General features: G+C 25.8%; 16 protein-coding genes and 1 CRISPR repeat array. Of the genes, 2 read left to right on the top strand and 14 right to left on the bottom strand.

The window, feature by feature from the left end:
• Window position 1: 1 nt before the first annotated feature.
• The 10 genes from B5F09_RS06325 to cas6 all read right to left on the bottom strand — a co-directional run bounded on the left by B5F09_RS06325 (window position 2) and on the right by cas6 (window position 14,741).
• Window positions 2-1,117, bottom strand: coding sequence for a TIGR02678 family protein (locus B5F09_RS06325; RefSeq protein WP_158095809.1), 1,116 nt, complete (start codon window positions 1,115-1,117; stop codon window positions 2-4).
• Window positions 1,107-2,597, bottom strand: coding sequence for a TIGR02677 family protein (locus tag B5F09_RS06320; RefSeq protein ID WP_087372762.1), 1,491 nt, complete (start codon window positions 2,595-2,597; stop codon window positions 1,107-1,109). The genes B5F09_RS06325 and B5F09_RS06320 overlap by 11 nt, the downstream gene beginning before the upstream one ends.
• A gap of 168 nt (window positions 2,598-2,765) precedes the next feature.
• A CRISPR array of direct repeats spans window positions 2,766-6,150; the repeat unit is 30 nt; unit sequence ATTTAAATACATCTAATGTTGATATTAAAC.
• A gap of 175 nt (window positions 6,151-6,325) precedes the next feature.
• The gene (gene cas2, locus B5F09_RS06315; RefSeq protein WP_087372759.1) at window positions 6,326-6,616 is read right to left on the bottom strand and encodes a CRISPR-associated endonuclease Cas2; all 291 of its coding nucleotides are present in this window, start codon (window positions 6,614-6,616) and stop codon (window positions 6,326-6,328) included.
• The gene (gene cas1b / locus B5F09_RS06310) at window positions 6,616-7,614 is read right to left on the bottom strand and encodes a type I-B CRISPR-associated endonuclease Cas1b (protein ID WP_087372756.1); all 999 of its coding nucleotides are present in this window, start codon (window positions 7,612-7,614) and stop codon (window positions 6,616-6,618) included. Before cas1b ends, cas2 begins: the two co-directional genes overlap by 1 nt.
• 11 nt (window positions 7,615-7,625) lie before the next feature.
• Window positions 7,626-8,120, bottom strand: coding sequence for a CRISPR-associated protein Cas4 (locus B5F09_RS06305; RefSeq protein WP_087372753.1), 495 nt, complete (start codon window positions 8,118-8,120; stop codon window positions 7,626-7,628).
• 10 nt (window positions 8,121-8,130) lie between these two features.
• Complete coding sequence (locus tag B5F09_RS06300) at window positions 8,131-10,635, bottom strand: CRISPR-associated helicase/endonuclease Cas3 (RefSeq protein WP_087372750.1); 2,505 nt, start codon at window positions 10,633-10,635, stop codon at window positions 8,131-8,133.
• Window positions 10,636-10,672: 37 nt separating this feature from the next.
• Window positions 10,673-11,377, bottom strand: coding sequence for a type I-B CRISPR-associated protein Cas5b (cas5b, locus tag B5F09_RS06295; protein ID WP_087372747.1), 705 nt, complete (start codon window positions 11,375-11,377; stop codon window positions 10,673-10,675).
• A gap of 4 nt (window positions 11,378-11,381) precedes the next feature.
• Window positions 11,382-12,320, bottom strand: coding sequence for a type I CRISPR-associated protein Cas7 (locus tag B5F09_RS06290; protein WP_087372744.1), 939 nt, complete (start codon window positions 12,318-12,320; stop codon window positions 11,382-11,384).
• Window positions 12,313-14,031, bottom strand: coding sequence for a hypothetical protein (locus tag B5F09_RS06285; RefSeq protein WP_087372741.1), 1,719 nt, complete (start codon window positions 14,029-14,031; stop codon window positions 12,313-12,315). The genes B5F09_RS06290 and B5F09_RS06285 overlap by 8 nt, the downstream gene beginning before the upstream one ends.
• Window positions 14,032-14,048: 17 nt before the next feature.
• On the bottom strand, window positions 14,049-14,741 hold the full coding sequence (gene cas6, locus B5F09_RS06280) for a CRISPR-associated endoribonuclease Cas6 (RefSeq protein WP_087372736.1): 693 nt from the start codon (window positions 14,739-14,741) through the stop codon (window positions 14,049-14,051).
• Between the two features lie 508 nt (window positions 14,742-15,249).
• On the opposite strand from cas6, the gene B5F09_RS06275 reads away from it, so the two are divergent.
• Window positions 15,250-15,441 carry a transposase gene (locus tag B5F09_RS06275; protein ID WP_087372733.1) on the top strand — a complete coding sequence of 64 codons (192 nt, stop codon included), beginning with the start codon at window positions 15,250-15,252 and terminating at the stop codon, window positions 15,439-15,441.
• Window positions 15,442-15,930: 489 nt separating this feature from the next.
• Here B5F09_RS06275 and B5F09_RS06270 read toward each other — a convergent pair whose 3' ends face one another.
• The 4 genes from B5F09_RS06270 to B5F09_RS06255 form a co-directional block, all read right to left on the bottom strand.
• Window positions 15,931-16,200 carry a DUF6429 family protein gene (locus B5F09_RS06270; protein WP_087372729.1) on the bottom strand — a complete coding sequence of 90 codons (270 nt, stop codon included), beginning with the start codon at window positions 16,198-16,200 and terminating at the stop codon, window positions 15,931-15,933.
• An 11-nt stretch (window positions 16,201-16,211) separates the two neighbouring features.
• Window positions 16,212-17,867, bottom strand: coding sequence for an SWIM zinc finger domain-containing protein (locus B5F09_RS06265; RefSeq protein WP_087372726.1), 1,656 nt, complete (start codon window positions 17,865-17,867; stop codon window positions 16,212-16,214).
• A 40-nt stretch (window positions 17,868-17,907) separates the two neighbouring features.
• On the bottom strand, window positions 17,908-18,876 hold the full coding sequence (locus B5F09_RS06260; RefSeq protein ID WP_087372725.1) for a hypothetical protein: 969 nt from the start codon (window positions 18,874-18,876) through the stop codon (window positions 17,908-17,910).
• Window positions 18,877-18,949: 73 nt separating this feature from the next.
• Window positions 18,950-19,744 (bottom strand): hypothetical protein, encoded by a 795-nt coding sequence (locus B5F09_RS06255; protein WP_087372722.1) that lies wholly within the window; start codon window positions 19,742-19,744, stop codon window positions 18,950-18,952.
• A 331-nt stretch (window positions 19,745-20,075) separates the two neighbouring features.
• On the opposite strand from B5F09_RS06255, the gene B5F09_RS06250 reads away from it, so the two are divergent.
• A complete protein-coding gene (locus tag B5F09_RS06250; RefSeq protein ID WP_087372719.1) occupies window positions 20,076-21,335 on the top strand; it encodes a methionine gamma-lyase family protein in 1,260 nt (419 codons plus the stop codon).
• Window positions 21,336-21,409 lie beyond the last annotated feature (74 nt).

Here is a 21,409-nt window from a genome sequence, read left to right as displayed (position 1 = left end):
ATTATTCCCCCTGATAAGTACCCGCTAATTTACCTATTACCGGGTATAAGACTATATTGTTATTATCTATTAATTGAATAAATCCCAATTCAATTAAATATTGATATAATTCTTCAATAAAAAGTGATCGACTTTTTTTTCGATATGTTGCCGGTAAAAAACTTTCATTTTCTTTAATCATTCTTTCAATTGTATTTTTTAGTCGATTGATAGAAATCACTGTCATTTCATTATTATCCTTTTTTAAATCAGAGTTTTTAATTCTTTTTCTTAAATATGTCATAATTATTATGATCATTTCATCCAAAGTATTATTTTTAGGAAACATTTTTCCAATTCTAACATCTTCATCAAAAATCAAATAGGCACTTGATTTATAAACCTGCAACTCACAAGGACAAATTTGTTGAAAATCATTTTGAATTCGTTTTCGATAATGACGAATAAAAGTAAAATCATCATTATTTTCATTCTCTTTATAAATACCGCAAGATAACATAAGGCGGCGATATATTCTTTGTTTTCTTACAATGCCCCGATCTTGTTGTAAACCAACCCATTCTTCTTTCATAAAGTCTTGTGGAGTTTGATTTTCAAAAATATCATAAACAAAATTGCGCATAAAATATCTTGATAACCCAGTATTTTCAAATAAAACTTCAACATTTTCATCTTGAACAAAATGTTCCATTTCACCATCGTCTTGAATAAATAGTTGTTCTTTTAAACAAAATTTTAATACATTAACAAACTTTTTACGATTAGTAAATTTTAACCAATAATCATCACTAACATTTAATTGCATTTGAATAAACTCTGTTAAATAGGATAATATAAACTGTTCATCAGCATCTTTATCTTCTAAATAGATTAGAATATAGCATAAAATCTGATATTCTTCAACAGTTTTAAATTCAGTTATTCCCATCCATGGCTCTGCTTTTCCTGGAACTTTATCAATTTTTATAAAATTCTGATGGCTTATTAACGAATATCCAAAATTATCTTGAAAAATTCGTTTTAAATTTTTTGCATCATCTTTAATTCGATAATACATATCACGATCATCCTTTTTTAAAATCCATCTTTTGGATAATAACATTTCTTTAGTGTTCATTTTCTTCCTCCAAGAAAATAATTTTATATGCGGGCATAATAAAATCCCCATCATAGCATTTTACAACGCACTCTACAGTGATTTCACTATCGTCTATATAAAAATATTTTCCATCATCAGTTTTAGCTTTTCGATTTGTTTGTGATAAACCTTTTGAAAGCCACGATAATAAAGTTTTTCGAGTTTGTTCATCAATTATCGGTAAATTATTAAAAGCAATTTGATTATCAATAATTAGCTGGTTTATCTTTTCTTTTTGTTTAGCAATATTCTCTTCTATTTCCAATTGTTGAATTTTTCTTTCTAGCGAATAATCTTTTGATGGTTTTCTAATTGTTTTTTTACGAACTATTCTAGAATGACTATCGAATTTTAAAGTATCTGGTTTTTCTTCATAAACACCACTGTTTATATTATCGGTTTCTCTAGAACTAAGATTTTTTAAATGCAGGCAATCACTAACTCCAAAAACATAAGCACTTAAACAATGCGCTTCATTAATATCTTGACATTTTAAAAATATTTTCGCTAGATGTTCATATTGCTCTTTACGATTAGAACCACGATTATTTAATTCAACAATTTGAGTAGCATAACGCGTTATTTTACGAATAATTTCATTAGTTATATCATTCAAACGGTCAATTTCATTTAGGCCCTCACTACCAACAAACCAGCGATAAAAACTTTCCCATTTTCCACGATAATTATCATAAATACTTTTTTCATCTAATTCGATATCAATTCGTGGAATCGATAATTCATAATTAACTGCTTGATTAATTAATTTTTCTATTAGATTTTGATCGATGCTTTCTAATTGTAAAGCAATTAAATTACCAGTTTCTTGCATTGTTTTAACAAATGACCTTAAATAACTAATTAATTTATCTTTATAAATTAAAAATGCTTCAGTTTTCATAAGTTCTTCGGCTTTTGCACTATTTAAAGTTTTAATATAATCTTGGTAATTTTGATTCAGTGTAATAAAATCACTGATTAAGTATTGTAACCATGCATGAATCTCGCTATCCTTTTTGTTACTTACTCCATTTATTTGACATAAATTTTGATATATTCGTTCTAATAAAGTTGGTTCCAATGAAGCTCCTTCAATTTCTAAATTCTCTAGTCGAATAGTTAATCTTTCAATTTCAACACTATATTCTGTTAATTGATAACGATATTTTCGATTTTTAAAATCTTCAACTGTCTTAACTTTTTGACTATCTTGTATAGCTGTTAAATTTCCCCATTCTACTAGACTTTGTAAATCTTGTTGACACAAATCCATAGTATAATTTTGAAACTCATCAAGCTCCTTTATCATTTCATATATATCTTCTTTATGAAGCCAATAATGTATTTTTTCATATTCTAAAAAAAAGTATCGCATGATTACACGATATCGTGCTGCATTTTCAACTCTTAGATAATTAACCTCTCTAATAGCTTTGGTCAATTTATTTGATATCTCCATTTTTTTACCTCTCATATGAGAGATTATATAAAATCTACTTTCAAAATAAAACATTTTTTTATAATTTCTTATAATTTTTCTTTTCTGTCATATAATTTTAATATTTTAAAAATAGCATAAAAATATTAAAATTCTAACATCCTAAGTCCAAATAAATATCTTGTCTAAATCTCAATACATCCAATTGCTAATATTAAACTTTGTAGCATGCCTGTATCGGATCACCAGTAACTACATTTAAATACATCTAATGTTGATATTAAACACAATTTATATTTATGGACGATAAGGGGTAAAACAAATTTAAATACATCTAATGTTGATATTAAACGTAACAAAAGAATTCCAGTCCAGATTCAGATTACTGAATTTAAATACATCTAATGTTGATATTAAACGTTCGAGGACTACTCTTTGTATTGCGTTGGTACTTAATTTAAATACATCTAATGTTGATATTAAACCATTAAAAATTCCAAAGCCAATTAAATTAACACAGTTATTTAAATACATCTAATGTTGATATTAAACTTTGTGCTTCAGATGAGTTAAAGTCCCGAAGCTTTATTTAAATACATCTAATGTTGATATTAAACAAAGTAGACGATACTAATTATAGAATTGCTAAAAAATTTAAATACATCTAATGTTGATATTAAACGTTTTTTATAAGCCAATTTTCTTGTCTGTATCGTATTTAAATACATCTAATGTTGATATTAAACTTTTTGGAATTCATCCGCCTTCAACTGTCATGGAAGAATTTAAATACATCTAATGTTGATATTAAACTTGACGAGAACGGAGTATGGACAATAGATGCCAGCATATTTAAATACATCTAATGTTGATATTAAACGTAGTAACCGATTCAAATGAAGGTAAATTCAAAATATTTAAATACATCTAATGTTGATATTAAACCTTTCCTGTCTGTTTTTATATTCCAGTTCACTGTATTTAAATACATCTAATGTTGATATTAAACGTTGAATTTTTTCATTACCATTATGCTTTCAAACAAATTTAAATACATCTAATGTTGATATTAAACAGGTTCGCTAAGACTGCTAATCAGCTGCTTTTTAAATTTAAATACATCTAATGTTGATATTAAACATTCACTAGTTACATAACCATCATCGAATGGAGCATTTAAATACATCTAATGTTAATATTAAACGTCAAAATCTGATTATGGCGCAGTATTCTATTGCAAATTTAAATACATCTAATGTTGATATTAAACTATGTTTCGAGTGACGGTAATGCAATTGTATTTAGATTTAAATACATCTAATGTTGATATTAAACAAGAAAAAACTCAACAAAACAACCCAGCGTGCAAGGATTTAAATACATCTAATGTTGATATTAAACGTTAAATCTATTGATTATCAGGAGGAAAATTAAAAATTTAAATACATCTAATGTTGATATTAAACTAAACAGTCTCATACTGGTTTTCCACTTTATCAGTCATTTAAATACATCTAATGTTGATATTAAACACAGATAAATAGTGCACTGAATGGAGGTGTTTTTATATTTAAATACATCTAATGTTGATATTAAACCGATTAAGCACTTCTCTCTTGGAAAACAATAGTATAATTTAAATACATCTAATGTTGATATTAAACATTGGGCAATCAATACCATAGCTTGGTGGTTGCTTTATTTAAATACATCTAATGTTGATATTAAACTTTAAAGTACAAAGAAGATAGCATCATGACAGTTGAATTTAAATACATCTAATGTTGATATTAAACCGCAACATTAGCTAAAAAGGCAACTGCAAACATTGCATTTAAATACATCTAATGTTGATATTAAACCCTTGTTCTAAAATCATTCCATCTTCATATTCCTCTATTTAAATACATCTAATGTTGATATTAAACTCTTTTTTTTATGCTCTAAACGTGATATAATTATATATTTAAATACATCTAATGTTGATATTAAACAAATCCTCAATAAACAGTGATAAATTATTAATTATATTTAAATACATCTAATGTTGATATTAAACAAGACGCATTAAGAGAAAAAGGGTGCATTGACATATTTAAATACATCTAATGTTGATATTAAACATTTTTTTAGACGAACTGCTATTCAGTCAAAAAAATATTTAAATACATCTAATGTTGATATTAAACGCAAAAAACGCTTGATTATAACGGCACGATAACAATATTTAAATACATCTAATGTTGATATTAAACATTTTGGTTTATCTACCAGGATATGGGATAATTCAATATTTAAATACATCTAATGTTGATATTAAACACAGCACATCAGTTTCTTGTATTTTCAGACGACGTATTTAAATACATCTAATGTTGATATTAAACATTCCTTGAACTATATTTTTTCCAATATTTGTTACCATTTAAATACATCTAATGTTGATATTAAACACGCCATTTGAACCATCGTCACCCTTGTCACCTTTATATTTAAATACATCTAATGTTGATATTAAACCTATACTTTTTTATAAAATAAAATCTCCAAAATATAATTTAAATACATCTAATGTTGATATTAAACGTCTATCGCCTTACCTTTTTGGCTACGCATACCCTATTTAAATACATCTAATGTTGATATTAAACTTGGACGTGTAGTAGAATATTACAATGGTATTCCTAATTTAAATACATCTAATGTTGATATTAAACTCATACTACAAGGAGCTAAAAAGGAGGCTGGGCTAATTTAAATACATCTAATGTTGATATTAAACAATTTAACGCGCAAATAGAGCAATATACAACTTCTTTATTTAAATACATCTAATGTTGATATTAAACAGCTATGTGTATCTAGTCCACACCTCACCGATACACATTTAAATACATCTAATGTTGATATTAAACCAATTAATGCGTTTAGCTTTTCAGTATGCTCTCTTAATTTAAATACATCTAATGTTGATATTAAACACCATTAATATTATATGCTTTGTTATTTATTACTAATTTAAATACATCTAATGTTGATATTAAACAATGCATTGTAATTTGTATCTGTTAATTCACTAGTATTTAAATACATCTAATGTTGATATTAAACAGGTTCACCAGTTTTATTTAAACAGGAGCGACCAGGAATTTAAATACATCTAATGTTGATATTAAACGACAAAAATATTTGTTACGCCTTGCTCTGTTTTTAGATTTAAATACATCTAATGTTGATATTAAACCTTTCTGGAGTTGGTACGATGCCACTTTCTTCTGCTATTTAAATACATCTAATGTTGATATTAAACTTACAGTCCATTCTAGGTTTGGAATAGGAAACGCTATTTAAATACATCTAATGTTGATATTAAACGAACTCATTGCACAATCTAGTTGTGTCGATACCGTTATTTAAATACATCTAATGTTGATATTAAACTTGGTGAAGACGGAGTCGTATTATTTAACTTGCCTCAATTTAAATACATCTAATGTTGATATTAAACTTCTTGTGGCATTTCAATTTTGCAACTAACATAATAATTTAAATACATCTAATGTTGATATTAAACCATAGTAAATAAGCCGTTTTCACTTAATCATTATATATTAAACACCTGATAAATCAACAATTTTTTCAAATTTTACCAGCAAATTTTTTTATTTCTTATTTTTTACTTAAATTTTCTTATTCTCTTAGAGATATGAGCAATATAAAGAAATTTATTATTAATTTAGCTGGTAAAATTATATTATCAAATCATCTGCATTTTCTTTTTTGACAATTCCTAATAATTCTTCTTCGAAAACATTTTCACTTTGTAACTTAATGATACTAACAGAATCTTCTTCTAAATCTATTACTTTTTTCAATTCTTTTTTTAATAATATTAACTTTGAAGGTGTAATTGGTCCTCTAAATATTGAAAGTTGATAATGTGACAAATATTTTTTGCATATCTTAAAAACTTTATTAACTCTTTTTTCACCAACATCATAACAAACCATTACATAATTATAATTAATATTCTTTTTCATTATTGTTTCTCTCTTATTGAAAATGGTTTAAATTCTTTTCCTTCATACAAATATTTTATTAGTTTATAACCATCATATTTAATTGCCGTTTTATATGATATCTTTCTTTTTAATTTAGTATGTAGAAATTTAGTTTCTATTCTTGCTTCAAAGGCCTCAATAAAAATTTGTCTTCCTAAATCGTTCAATAAACAATAGTTTGTTTTTTTATCAAAATGCTTATCGACTTTTAATTTATGATTATTAACTAATTCAAAAATAGTTCTAAAAACTATAATCGGCTTAAAAACCTCACTTAAATCTAATGATAATGAAAAACGTTGTTCTGTTGGCTCATGTAAAAATGAAATACTTTGATCCAAATGGGTTTGATAAATTGCCGAGATAGTCTTTGTGTAAAGTAGTGTATTCCCAAATGAAATCAGTGCATTTATAGGATTATCTGGAGGTCTTTTAACGCGCTTATTCATTATAAAATCTTCTGGTAAAATGTATTTAAATGTGCTATAAAAACGTTGCCATAACTCTCCTTCTACAGATAAAATCTTTTTGATATTGTCAGCATTTGTTAAATAAATTGGCAATTCTTTTTTTATCCAATCTAAAGTTGCTTTAACTTCTTTTTTTTCATGCTTATAGTAGTGATATAATACTTCATAAATATTTTTACTAATCCCATTTACAATTGCTTTTGCAATTGTTTCACGATTATCATTAAATGCATTTACTTGCTTAATTAAAAGTTTGCCATTAATATATTTTTCTTTAGGATAAAAAGTTCCACTATATCCTTGATAGTAATTAAAAAAATGAATAATAATATTTTTAGAGGATAAAAAATCTAATAATTTCGTATTTAAAGAAACTTCATTTAAACAATATATCTCTTTAATATTTTCTACTGGCAAATAAATATTTTTTTGATTTCTTCTAAAACACAATGAATCATCTTTACGTTTTAATTCACCTATACTTGCAATATATTTTGTACTTCCCATAATTATTTCTCCTATAGATAGCAATATGCATAATACGCACATTGTTTACATTTTTTATCGTTAATAACTTCTGGTACATTATTTTCTTCGATTAATTTTATAATTTCTTTTTCTATCATATCCAACTTCCGCTCTATCTCGTCTGTCAAATCAACAATAATAACTGATTTATTTTGCTTGTTTTTTTCAACGATTTCTAATTTACCTTTTCTGATAATTCCTTTTGATTTTAAAACTTTTAAATAATATAACAATTGCCATTTTGCCGCTTCAATATCAGCATCAGATTTTTTGGTTTCTGTCAAATACTTTGTTGTCAATTTATCTAATTTGATATTATCAATAGCAATTTCTCGATTTTTTTCTTTATCATATTTTTCTTCATGGATTGCTTTACCAATTTTTACATTTTCACTTTCATCTTCTAAATTCAAACGATTGCCATGTAAATAACATTGTCGTTTACAATGAAAATAATAATTCACTAAAGTTCCATTAACTTTCATCAAATCACTCCTATATAAACAATTCGTTTTCTGTATCAAAAATAGTCATATCTAACTTCCCATATTTCATATATTTTTCACCACCATCAATATAATAAAGATCACCAATTTGTTTATCATAATCGAATCTACAATTTCTATCAATTTGATATATAAAATAATTCATTTCACTTTTTATTTTTGACAACTCGACTATTTTTTTTGAATAATCCATTTCATTATCTTTCAATAATTTTTCATATCTAGTCCAGATCTTTTTGCCATCATATATATGACCATCTACATCTTTTATAATAGTGGCTAAATAAATACTGATTCGATCTCTTGTATCAAGAATTAGACTCATTTTTTTAGCAACATTTATAAAACTCAATATACCAACTTGTTCTTTAAAAAAAGCTTGTAAATTATTATCATTATCTTGATTGACTGAATCTTTAACAATTTGTAGTAATTTATCATAATAACCCGTAAAATTTTTTGATTCCAAAAAGTTTTTGCAATTTTCATTTTGTAAAGTAAATCTTGGATCAACCCGTTCATCACCATTATATATTTTCATTGCATTATCTAAATTAAAGAAATAAACATATCCTACTCTTTTACTTGAACGATTAATTCTACCCATAAACTGTTCTTCACTATCTAGTTTAGATATATCTTTATATCCAATATCCATATCGATATCTATCCCAGCTTCAACTACTTGTGTCGCAACAAGAATTAAACTTGATAAATTTTTTACTTTTTCAATAATTCGTTTTCTTTCAATAACACTATCTAAACCACTAATAAATAATATTTGAGAATCTATTTCTGTATTTTTTAATCTTTGATAAAATTTATCAGCAGTTTTTCGGCAAATAAATTCTATCATTATTCTTTTTTGGCTTTTACTTTGTTTACAAATCTCATTAAATAATTTTTCTTCAACATCATTAACATTTAATAAATGATAATCTAATTTAACCCGATTTTTAAAAAGCTTATTTTGATAATATTTATCTTTATTATTAATCAATTGGATTGATTTATCATCGTTTAAAGCTAGTATTTCTAAATTAGGTAGTGTTGCTGACATAATAACTATTTTTAAATTCAATATTTTGGCATATTGTTTTAAAAAAATAATGATTTCGTTCCAAATATTAATTCGATAATTTTGAATTTCATCTAAAACAATTACAGAGTTTGCAAGCTGACAAAAACCAAATGAAGACTCACGATTATTACCAAACATTGTGTCAAATAAACTAACATGAGTAGTTAAAAGAATTGGATAGGTTAAAAATTGCCGATCTAGTAAGGCCTGTTGATATTTTTCATTTTCACTATATAATATCGACATTTCCTCATCAACTTTAATTGGAGTTACTGAATTAATTACAGCAACTTTATCCATTACATTTGTTCCTTTAAAACTCATAGCTAAATTTTCAACATTTTGTTCTACTAGAGTGTTAAAAGGATAAACATAAATTATCTTATTTAAATTTTCACATCTATTAACTAATTGCAAACTTAAATTTAGAGCTGTATTAGATTTGCCACTTCCTGTTGGTGCTTCAAGATAAAAAATATTTTTATCAAGGTTATTCAATAAATTCCTTTCTGATTCTAAAAATATTTCAGTTCTAAGTCTATTTATCCCTTCAATTTTAGCTACATCATTTTCTCTTATTTTTTTAATTAAATCATTGTTATTATAAGCTTCAATAATTTCATCAAATTGATAATTATTGATCGCTATTTCTTTACGATTTTTAAATTCGCTTGTCGCTAGATAATCACAAGTAACTAACAAAGAGTGTAACAATCTTACATATAAATAAACATTGATCTGATTATTAATTGATTGTTTTGCTAAAAAACATTCCATTTTCTGCCATGGCCTTTTTTTTATCAAACTGACTTCATTTTGTTGTTTTAATAATTTTAATAAATTTTCATTAAACCATTGTATTAAATTAAGATTTATTTCATTTTCATCAATCATATCATTAATAAAGTTAGATTTTAAATCATTTATCTGACTATGATGTCTAGAAATCACAAAGGCATTTAGATACATATATATCATCATTGTAAATTTTATGTTTTTAGGCAAATCTTTTAACTTTTCATTATAATAAGCAATGTAAATATAAGCAGATAACAATGAATGTCTTGATTGATAATTTCTTTCTGACGCAATATCTTTTAAATGATTATTGTGCATTTTATCGATTTGAAATTTAGGATTAATTTTACCAATATCGTGAAATACGATCGTATTAATAAATAATTCAATAAATAATTCTTTAGAACTACCAGCTTGCAAATTTTGATTTGATTGAATTATTTTTGTGATAATTCCATCAATATTTTTTACACTAACTATCCTTTTTAAATATTTAATACATAATTCAATGTGTTCATTAATTGTTTCTACCCGATTTCCTTCACTATGAGCATAAAATTTATCATCGTGATCAATTAATTCTTTTAATGAAACACTATATTTATCGATATTCATTTTTATCACCTTCAATAAAACCCGCTAGTTAGCGGGCTTAATAAAATATAATATTTTCTTGATTAAAACTATATGCTGTTTTACCATCTAATAATAAATTAGTTTGAATAAAAATTTCATAATCATACATCCCGGTTTCTCTATTCAATCCAATAGGTAAACTTTCTTGATATTTGTAATAGTTCCCTTGATCATCCGCTTCTTCAAACATATCTTTTGGAAATAAACAAACAATTTTATCCTCATTAATCTTTTTTTCCGTAAGTTCAATAATTTCAACATTACTTATATTAGCAGGATGATCATTTTTTCCTAGATAGGGAATATAGATACAAGTATTATTTAATAATGACAAAGCTAACTTATCAGCCTCTTGACAATCTAATAAAACCACTATATCCCAAATCGGATTTTCTAACCACTGTTCTTTAACAATCAAATTACCGCCAGTTTCATTTGATGCATATCCAACTGAGTTATTAAAATATTGTATTTTTTTTGAAATATAACCATTTTTATTTCTTGGAATAATTGATATTTTTAAATCATGTAATTTTTGATAAAATTCTGGTAACCCTTTATCTTTAGTAGCATTATAGCCCTGATATCCTAAAATAGCACCAAAAATTCCTAATAAAGCTACTTTATGAATATTTCCAAAAGTAAAATAATAATAAGTATTTACTTCTGGTCGTTTAAAAAAAGCAGTTTTGCCACTTAAAGTAAATTTTAAAGCCTTCATACAGCTACACCTCTTTTTTAGTAACTATATGATAAATTTTTGCCTTTGAAATATTATTTTCTAAAATAGTAGTATGCGGATTATAATATATTTCAATATTTAAAATTCCTTCAATGTTTACAAACAAATCACAATCAATAATTATTCTATTTTTTCCCTCATCTTTTTTAAAATCAATATATTGCGATAAATTTGGTAAATAAACATCATCTTTAGTTTCTACAAATAAAGCAAATTCATTTTCACAACCTTCCTTTGAATTAGAAGAAAACGATGTTGCTGCAACTAATGCAGTTCTTTTAAAATTTTGATAGTCATCTTCTGTATAACCGTCACTAACTCCTAAAGATACTAATTCATCATATGCTTTGGGATTAATAGAAAATGGATAAAAATAATGGGCCTCATTGCTAACTATTTTAGTACCTAAGGTTGAATTTTTAGCTTCAGATTCTTTTTGATCATCTTTGGAACCATCTCTAAAAGGTGATAATATTTGTTGTTCTTCTGGTACACTGCCATCGTATTTATTTATTCCTTGTCCAAACTGTACTGCTCCAGTAATGGAAATATTATTTTTTGCTTCGGCAAATGTTGCTCCAAAATTTTTGACATCAATCGCCTGCATTAAATTTGTTAAAACTTCTTTGGTATCTTTACATTTAGTTAAATCCTTAACATTAAATAATTTTTCATATCGTTCTTTTAAGGAATTAGGAACTAAAGTTACGCTACCATCTTTTTGTTTTGATAATTTCATTGATTTAATATATAAAACTTTTTTTCCTTCGTTCTGCCACATTTTTTTCATTGGATACTTTAAAGCTTTATCACTGCCAAATACAGTCCCATCTGATAATGATTTAGGATAACCAGAAAAGTCAGCATTCCAATTAGCCATAATCGAAGAAATTCCTATTACACCATATACTCTTTTATTCATCTTCGTTACCTCTCTTTTCATAAACTAAATTTTCTCCTAAATATCCTGCTATTAATTTATTATGATCTATTTTCTTGGTCTTATCATATTCCATGATCATTGCAATTAAAATACTATAACGATTTCTACCTTTTTTTAAATCATAGCTATAGCGTTGATATAGCTGTCTTAATCTAGTTTTTAATACATTGTCATTTTTTATAAATAAAAATTGATTGATCATATCTTGCATATTATTTTTTGCTTTACTTCTATCTTGTAAATAAGATATAGCTTGACCAACAGCAAAACTATATTCCTCATCATTTTCAATCTTTAATTGCTTTTGTGCATTGATTTTATTACGTAAACTATCTCTTACATCTGCCATATTTATCTCCTCATTGTTAAAATATTTATTTAAACTAAAATACAAATTTAATTGCTTTTGTGCTTTTTTTAAATATCCATTTTTAAGTGAATACTTAACCATATCAAAAGCAACATCTTTTAATATTGTATTAATATTTTCAATTCTTCCTAAATATCGCCATTGAAAAATCGCATCACGAGCTTTAATAATATTTTTTTTAAAAATACTATCAATTCCTTTTAAATCTTCAATTGGCGTAAAATAATTATTTTTTAAATACCTAGAAAATAATATGTCATCGATCAAATTTTCAACTTCAAATCTTTCATTATACAATTTATAGCATTCATCTTCCAAAGCTCCAATTACATTAATAAAATTAAAAGCCGGTCTTAATAAAGTAGTATAATTAGTTAAAGAATCTAAATAATGAATTTCTAATTCTTTTCCTTTTTGTATTTTTAAAAAAATCCCATTAAATTTTGCTTCATCTAGCTTCTCCTGGTTTTTTAAACAAATAATTCTCTTAAAAGCAAATTCATCATTATCAATATAAATATTTGTCTTTCCTTCATTAGCACAATTCATTAAATAATCAAAAAATTGTTTTTCAATAATTGCTTGTTGCAAAGAAATTAAATATGGTATTTTTTTTAAACGAGTTTTATTTTCTAAAAACGGTTTTTTAGCATTTAACTGCATATTATAATTTGGCAATCCATATACAGTATTATTAGAATAGATATTATAATCATTACAATTAAATATTTTTGTTAAAATATAGCGATTACCCTCATTAATATAAGTTTTATCACTAGCTTCAAAAAATATTTTTAAATACCCCTTTTCATCATAATCAACACCTTCTAGATTATATATATGATTTTTTAACCATTCTTCATTTTTCTTTAAATCATCCTGATTCAATTCATCTAATCCTAGACTAATAAACTCATACATTTTTAAATCTGTTCGTTTATACTTTTCTTGAGGAGCTTTTAAAACTTTAAAGTATCGTTCAATTACTTCATTATTAATTTTACCATTTTTAAAACTTTCTTTTTTTACAAACAAAGACAAATAATTATTTGAATGAATTATTTTACCTGGATCTTGTGGCTTATTCATACTGACAAGTTGACTATAATAATCATAAAAACGAATTTTATTTAAAATATCAGTTGCTGGTCTTTCTTTAAACGTACGATCTTTTTTTGAATACTTAATTTTATAAGTATTATATGTTCCATCCTGGTAAACTAAAACATAATCACCATCAGCAGGAACAATCGTATCTATTACCATGTTTTTATGCCCGTTTAATTCTTCTTCAAAATATTTCAAACATTCATCAAGCATACATTTCTCCCTCCCTTTTAATAAAATTGATAATTAACCATACCGTAACCACGAGCGCTAAGTTCTCCAAGCGATACACCTATTGCTAACCATGCTAATTTTTGAGCTATATCATTTTCTGCAATTTCAAGTTCCAGCATATCGCCTAATAAAGTAATATTTTTATATTTACGAGAAACAGGAACTTTATTTTTAAATTTTAAGTAATTATAAAATTGAAAATCCTCATCTAATTTACAATTAAATAAATTGTTATATTTTTTTATTAAATTTGTTTTTAAACGTTCTTCAAAATCATTTAAACTTAAATTATTTTTCCAATAACCATTTTCTGTTTTTATTATCACTGGAGTTAGTGTATATATTTTTTTGATTAAATGCTGTTTTAAGATCTTTATATTAGTAGTTAATCCCTGTAATTCATTAGTTCTATTATTACTTAAATTATTACTAAAATACTCTGCTAGTTTATAATCTATTGTTCTAATTCTAAATACATAAATATTATCTGCTTTATAAATACCATTTTTAGCAAGCGGATATAAACTATCAAATGTATAATATTTATAAGTGTTTTGTTCATGCATTTGAGCATATTGCTTATTTTTCACTAATACACTATCAATAAAATAAGCTAAATAATTCTGTGTTTCATTAACTTTAATGTCTTTTAATAAATAAATTTTTATTTTTAGTTCATATATATCCATGTTCTCCTCCTATTTTTTTATAAGCGCTTACATATCGCGGTAAAAATATGATTTTTATGATACATCTATTTAACCAATTCTTCCTATATTTAAATTCTAACATTTCTTTAATTATTGTTCAATATAATTAAAATAAAATCAATTTTTTCTTAATTATACATAAAATGAATAATTAATTTAAATACACCTAAAATGACATTAAATTTGCCATTTATTTTTAAAAGAATTATAATCTAAATATAAAAGAGCGTTAAATCAACATAAGATGTATTTAAATTTTTAAGTATATTTAAGTATACAACGTTTATTTTAATATCAACATAAGATGTCTAAGTTATTTAGTAATATAAATTTTTACTCAATTTCTTCGTTAGCTACTTGATGCAGAAGATGACATATTCTTAGAAAAACAACAAAATTAGATAAAAACCAAGAAAGAGGTTTTAAACATTATGTTCATTTAACTGGAGTTTATATTTTTTAATATAATTATTTCGAGGTGATCGGGATGTCTAATAATAAGCTTAAACCTAAAAAGGATTCTTTGGTTGAAATTGTTGATAAATACAGTAATGATTATATTGCCTGCGTTAATTATTTTTTTAAGATTAAATGGTCAACCGGATTTTACTGCGAAAAATGCGGTTGTACTCACTATTCTTTCATTAAAAGTAGAAAAAAACAGTATGTAGTGAAGTGAGGCAAATCACTGATTAAAATGGCTAAATACAATAGCGGGCAATGTACAAAACAATATCATCAGGATATATCATGGAGTAAAAAAAAGAATCACTGCCGTTATTTTTACATGAGCAAAAATGAAGATTTAATCATCGATATACAGGAAAACATATAGTGGAAAAGGTATCAAAATATATAACGAAATCATATCCAGTCAACTTAGAAAACTTTCAAGAATTTTGGAATTATCTAACTCTTATTTTTCACCCTATATCTAATGGTAAATCAAGATAATAAATATCTATAAAATATCCTAAAAAAATTTAAATTAATAAAAAAGCCCTGTTTTTTGCACCCCCAAGTTTATTTAAATCTGATATAACCCCCACTATTATTTAGATTATCGATATCTTTACCCTTTTATCAATATCACTAGTAGAGCCAGTCTATATAGACTGGCTCATTTTACAGATAATAAAGATGCTTTATTGACCCACGCAATCATTGCTTACCAATCAGAAATCCCATATTTCTCCATTAATTTTCTAGCATATTCTTCTCCTTTTTTGGAAATATAGACACTTTTTGTTCTTGAAGGTCGTGTTCCTTGATTAATAAAATCATCGTCATCTAATTTATTGATAACATCAAAATCATATCCTTTCCAAGCATAATAAAATTTTTCATCATCATTATATTGATTACGTTCAAATCTTGATAAATACAACAATATCATTGTTAGTTCTTCTTGTGCTTGTTTTGCATTTGTTTTTTTCATTGTTCAAACTCCTATAGGCGATTTAATTCTTCCATCATCGCTCTTCTATTTTTATATATTTTTTTCCATTCAGTTACTATCTTTTTTACCGCTATGTTACCACCAGTAATTTTGGTCATCCTTTTTAAAATCATTACCCACTCTTGATATGTCTTACGATTGGCAGTATATCTAGCTTTTTGATTTAACTCATCGGTATATTTTTGTAACAGTTCTTGAGGATATTGTAATTTCAAAACTTTTTCATATTCAAATAAACAATTTAAACCAGGCGTTTTTAAAACATACATTAATAATCTATCATACAATTTTTCCTGTTCAAATAAACGATCAATCCGAACATTTTCAGGAAGCATTGCAAATATTTGTTCGCGAATATTTATCCATTCCTTATTTGAATATAACGATTTTAATTCATTAAAATCATCTAAGTTGCCAGGGTTGTCTGTAGTAACCAGTTGCCAGAGCTGCTCTTTATAGGCTTCGTCGTTATTTATTTGTTTATATATTTCCTTAAGTTTTGTTCTGTATTCAATAATCAACCCACGTTTACCAGCATCTAATTGGAGTGATTCGTTTATAAGTTTAATGGCTTCGTTATATTTTTTTTGATTAATACAAATTGAAATATAATATTCACGAATTCTTGAATATTGCCAATATTTTTGGCAATAACTATAAATATCATCGACAGAATATTTTAATTCTTCCATTATCTCAAGATGATGTAATACCCATTTTTCAAAAATAAAATCTGTATACCAGTTGCCTGATTGCTTTTTTAAAAAATTAACTTTATTTTCTGTATATCTTAATTTTTCCTTCAAAAATTTTTCACTTTTAAACCGACTCATTAATATATTTTCAATATAATCTTCCATATAATCAATAACTGAACCATTTAAATGACCAATAAACCAATTATATATCTTTTCTTCAATCATTTCATCACACTCATCCAAAATTTGATTCCAGGTTTTAAAGCATAAATCAGCAAACGTCCCGGTACCACCATCAGAGTCATCGATATCGACGTTTCCAACTTTTACAAATAAATAACAAGTTAATTCAAAAGCTTTTAGGTAATCACCATCATCAATCATCCCATTTACATCATGATAAATATAATTTTCCATAGTATCGATAAAATCATTTGCTTCATCATAAGAAATAAAATAATTACGCCCTAGATATGATCTAACCACTCGATCAATTTCACTTTTATATTCATTGATACTAATTTCATAATTATTAATATATTGTCTGAATTTTGTCAGTAAATTAGTATCATTATTTAAAACATCATACAAAAATTCATTTACCTGCTCTTGATTAGCTCCTTTTATTAAATCAGTTAGCGTGTTATTTGAATCTGTTGAAGAACAATCATTAGATATTACAAGTTGATCTTGCTTATTTTCTTGCCATTTATATAAGACTGCTGCCATATGTTTACAATTATAACCTTTTTCAGCGTAAGGGCAGGAACAATACATCCCCACTATTCTATCATGATCAAAATCAATTTCCACCTCATATTCTTCATTACCACTTACTATTGCTTCAATATGATCATTAGTTACATTTTGTAATTCTACTGCATCTTCAAGATAATAATCATAACCACGATCTAAGATTACTTCTCTAAATAAATCTTCCCAATCCATTATTTCACCACCTTTTATATTTTTAATATATAGATTTATCTTAATTTATTTCTTTTAAAAGCTTTTGATATTTAGCATTTTGTTTATCACTAAACTGAATTTTACGTTTAATTCCATATTTATATGTTATCAGCCAGTCTTTATCGGTTTTAAATAATTCTACTAATTTTATTGCTTTTTCAAACGTAGTATCTTTAGTTTCAAATCTGTTTTTAAAGTAATAACTCAATGTTTTTATGGTAAAATTATCTTCAAAAATAAAAATCAAATCATTCATTTCCTCAATTGATCTAATTAAAATATAGCGATGATCATCGTATTTCTTTGACTGTGATAATTTTTCATGCTGCGATTTAATCAACTGTTTTCCATAGGCAAGTACCATCGTACGATATTCATTTTGACAAACATAATAATTTAAGACCGAATACAGCTCAATATGTAAACATGTCCTACTTAAATAACAATCAACAGCATGATTAACCATCTTTCGAATCACTTCTTCATTTATTTCTAATTGCATTTGACGACTTACATATTGCTGATATAAATCTACTTGACTAATGCCTACTGATGCAAATGGATCGTCGCTTGAAAAAATATAAATACCACAGCCATATGCTAACATTCGATAAATTTCTTCGATAAAATTAACAGCCGTGGCAAAATTTTCATCTTCAGCGCTGACAGCCAATAATACTTTAAGATATCTTTTAACCTGAAAACGCCACTTAAATCTATCCCTTTTGGGTATTATTCGATTAGGTCCAATATAATTTCCTAAATAAGCATTATTGATCAAAAAAGAAATCTGATCAAATAATTCTGGCAATGATAGTTCTTCTGGTTTTGGTTTCTTTTTACCTTCACCATTAATAATACTAATAATATATGGATCTATTTCTTCTTTTTTAGCTTTTGGTAAAGCTTTATAAACTTCAACAAAAGCATCATTAATATCTTTGATATCTTTATCCTTTAATAAATTTCTCAATTCTTTAACTTTCATCAGCTATTTTCATCTTTCAAATTTTTTAACAAACTTCACTATTACATACTAATTTCCAATTAATCTAGTTAAATTACTTTTCTAAAGTATGATCATTAAAAAAGAATACTGGTCCTTCATCAATACATTTATCTACATCAATAAACTGACTGATAAAATCAAAATATCCGTACTTACCTGATTTTTTTTCATGAAAAATAATACTATCTAACACTTTTGCCAGTACTATGAAAACACTTTTGAAGATATCAGAAAAATTTGCTTGATCTTCTAAATCAACAAATTTTGATAAATAATCATATAGCTGAGTATTTGCATATGGATTACAGATTTGCTCTAATCCATCAGCTAATGATAAAATATCTTCATGTGCATAATCTGTATAATCGCTGGTATATCCGTTTTTTAAATCAAATAAACGATTAATAACAATATTAATGATTTTCTTGGCTTCATAACTATCAATTGCATACAATTCATTGTAAACTAATAAATGCGATTCAACTACATAAAGTTCATCTTCCCACTTCTCTGTATCAGTTTTGATTTTGCCATAATTTCGCGCAATAGCACGTAAATTGGCCCGTTCTTCTTGAATATCAAATACATATTCTCCAGGAATATGATAAATTGGAGTTAATTTATCTAAAAATTTTTTCCATTTTTTACTATCAAATTCATCACTAAAAAAATTTTCTTTAACGTATATTTCGAAATAAAAAGCTAATAATTCAATTGCTCTTTCCTCACTTACTCCATGGTCAATAATTTGTTGATACATTTTGATAGTATTTGGCTCTAGATTATCCTTTAAATGTTCCTCAATTATAGGAATTATACATTGTCTTATAATTACTCTATCACTCATTTTTTGTTCCTTTCGTCTTTTTAATCAATAAATTTTGTTATTTATGAAAACAACAAGTACATCTATCATGTCTTATTATAACATTTTTTCATTCATTATTAAGAATTTATCGATATTAATATAGGATAGTAGAATATTTATTAAGTTATACTCACAAATAGAAAATAAGTTCTTTCAAAAATAAATCTTCACTTTATCAAATAAATGAAAATAATATTTATAGCTACCTATAATATTTCACAAAATAAATTATTTACTTTCTTAGATAACAGTACAAATTAACAAGATTCGTGTATAATAAGCAATGAATTAATTATAGGAGGTTTTATAATTGATACTTGAACAGATTAATCCTGATTTACTAGAATTAGCTAAAGAATCTGATACAGTTTTACAAGATATCTATAAGGAAATTGATGCGGTTTGTCTAGCGAATTCTAACCGTATATTATCTGCATTTATTGATAATAGAGTTTCTTATTCTGATTTTAGTGATATTAATGGATATGGAAATTATGATGAAGGAAGAAATAAATTAGAAAAGATTTTTGCTACTGTTCTTGGTTGTGAAGATGCTTTAGTACGGCCACAAATTATGAGTGGAACAAATGCAATTTATTTAACGCTTTCTGCTTTATTAAAACATGGAGATACGATGATTTCATTAACTGGAGCTCCATATGATTCTCTACAAGAAATGATTGGAATCAGTGGTAATTCTAGTCTTTCTTTAAAAGCAAATGGTGTTAAGTATGAACAGATTGAATTGATTAATGATGATTTTGATGATGAAAGTATTATCAATCGATTGAAAGAGAATAATGTTAAGTTGGTAGAAATTCAAAGATCAAGAGGATATTCTCATCGTAAATCACTTTCTATTTCTAAAATTGAAAGAATTATTAATAAGATCCGTACAGTTAATCAAGATGTTATTATCATGGTAGATAACTGTTATGGAGAATTAGTAGAAACTAAAGAACCTGGACATGTTGGTGCTGATATTGTTGTTGGATCATTAATGAAAAATCTTGGTGGTGGAATTGCTCCTACAGGTGGATATGTTGCTGGAAATGAGATATTGATTCACATGGTTGCTGAGCGTTTAACAGCTCCGGGAATTGGAAAAGACTTAGGTGCAAACTTTAATTTAAACAATACTTTTTTTAAGGGAATATTTATGGCCCCTAATGCTGTCAAAAATGCCTTAAAAACAGCTGTGTTTACAGCTTATATGTTAGAAAAGCTAGGATATTCTAATGTGTCTCCTCGCTATGATGAATTTCGTACTGATATTATTCAAACTTTAGAACTAAAAACTAAAGATAATTTAGTAAGTTTTACTCAAGGTATTCAACAGACAAGTCCTATTGATTCTTTTGTTCATGTTTTGCCAGCACCAATGCCTGGGTATCCATTTGATGAAGTTATGGCTGCTGGTAGCTTTACACAAGGTAGTACGATTGAATTAAGTGCTGATGCGCCTGTTATTGAACCTTATACATTATACTTACAAGGTGGTTTAACATTTGAATATGGAAAGCTATCGATTTTACTAGCATTATCAAATATGGAAAATAAGTTAGATTAAAATGTTTTTCTCGTTTTTTAAAATGGCAATAAGCTATGGACTTTTTGTTATAAAAATGATAAACTTTAGTCGAG

The sequence above is a fragment of the Erysipelatoclostridium sp. An173 genome, from assembly GCF_002160495.1.
Lineage (GTDB): Bacteria > Bacillota_I > Bacilli_A > Erysipelotrichales > Coprobacillaceae > Thomasclavelia > Thomasclavelia merdavium.
Note: the sequence above shows the minus strand (reverse complement) of the source record. Positions and strands in the feature narration are given on the sequence as shown.

What these genes read in the sequence shown, in the direction of transcription:
- B5F09_RS06265 (WP_087372726.1), bottom strand. Translation starts at nt 17,867, where the DNA reads ATGGATTGGGAAGATTTATTTAGAGAAGTAATCTTAGATCGTGGTTAT.
- B5F09_RS06290 (WP_087372744.1), bottom strand. Translation starts at nt 12,320, where the DNA reads ATGAATAAAAGAGTATATGGTGTAATAGGAATTTCTTCGATTATGGCT.
- B5F09_RS06320 (WP_087372762.1), bottom strand. Translation starts at nt 2,597, where the DNA reads ATGGAGATATCAAATAAATTGACCAAAGCTATTAGAGAGGTTAATTAT.
- cas5b (WP_087372747.1), bottom strand. Translation starts at nt 11,377, where the DNA reads ATGAAGGCTTTAAAATTTACTTTAAGTGGCAAAACTGCTTTTTTTAAA.
- cas6 (WP_087372736.1), bottom strand. Translation starts at nt 14,741, where the DNA reads ATGGATATATATGAACTAAAAATAAAAATTTATTTATTAAAAGACATT.
- B5F09_RS06255 (WP_087372722.1), bottom strand. Translation starts at nt 19,744, where the DNA reads ATGAGTGATAGAGTAATTATAAGACAATGTATAATTCCTATAATTGAG.
- B5F09_RS06275 (WP_087372733.1), top strand. Translation starts at nt 15,250, where the DNA reads ATGTCTAATAATAAGCTTAAACCTAAAAAGGATTCTTTGGTTGAAATT.
- B5F09_RS06260 (WP_087372725.1), bottom strand. Translation starts at nt 18,876, where the DNA reads ATGAAAGTTAAAGAATTGAGAAATTTATTAAAGGATAAAGATATCAAA.
- B5F09_RS06300 (WP_087372750.1), bottom strand. Translation starts at nt 10,635, where the DNA reads ATGAATATCGATAAATATAGTGTTTCATTAAAAGAATTAATTGATCAC.
- cas2 (WP_087372759.1), bottom strand. Translation starts at nt 6,616, where the DNA reads ATGAAAAAGAATATTAATTATAATTATGTAATGGTTTGTTATGATGTT.
- B5F09_RS06305 (WP_087372753.1), bottom strand. Translation starts at nt 8,120, where the DNA reads ATGAAAGTTAATGGAACTTTAGTGAATTATTATTTTCATTGTAAACGA.
- B5F09_RS06270 (WP_087372729.1), bottom strand. Translation starts at nt 16,200, where the DNA reads ATGAAAAAAACAAATGCAAAACAAGCACAAGAAGAACTAACAATGATA.
- B5F09_RS06325 (WP_158095809.1), bottom strand. Translation starts at nt 1,117, where the DNA reads ATGAACACTAAAGAAATGTTATTATCCAAAAGATGGATTTTAAAAAAG.
- cas1b (WP_087372756.1), bottom strand. Translation starts at nt 7,614, where the DNA reads ATGGGAAGTACAAAATATATTGCAAGTATAGGTGAATTAAAACGTAAA.
- B5F09_RS06285 (WP_087372741.1), bottom strand. Translation starts at nt 14,031, where the DNA reads ATGCTTGATGAATGTTTGAAATATTTTGAAGAAGAATTAAACGGGCAT.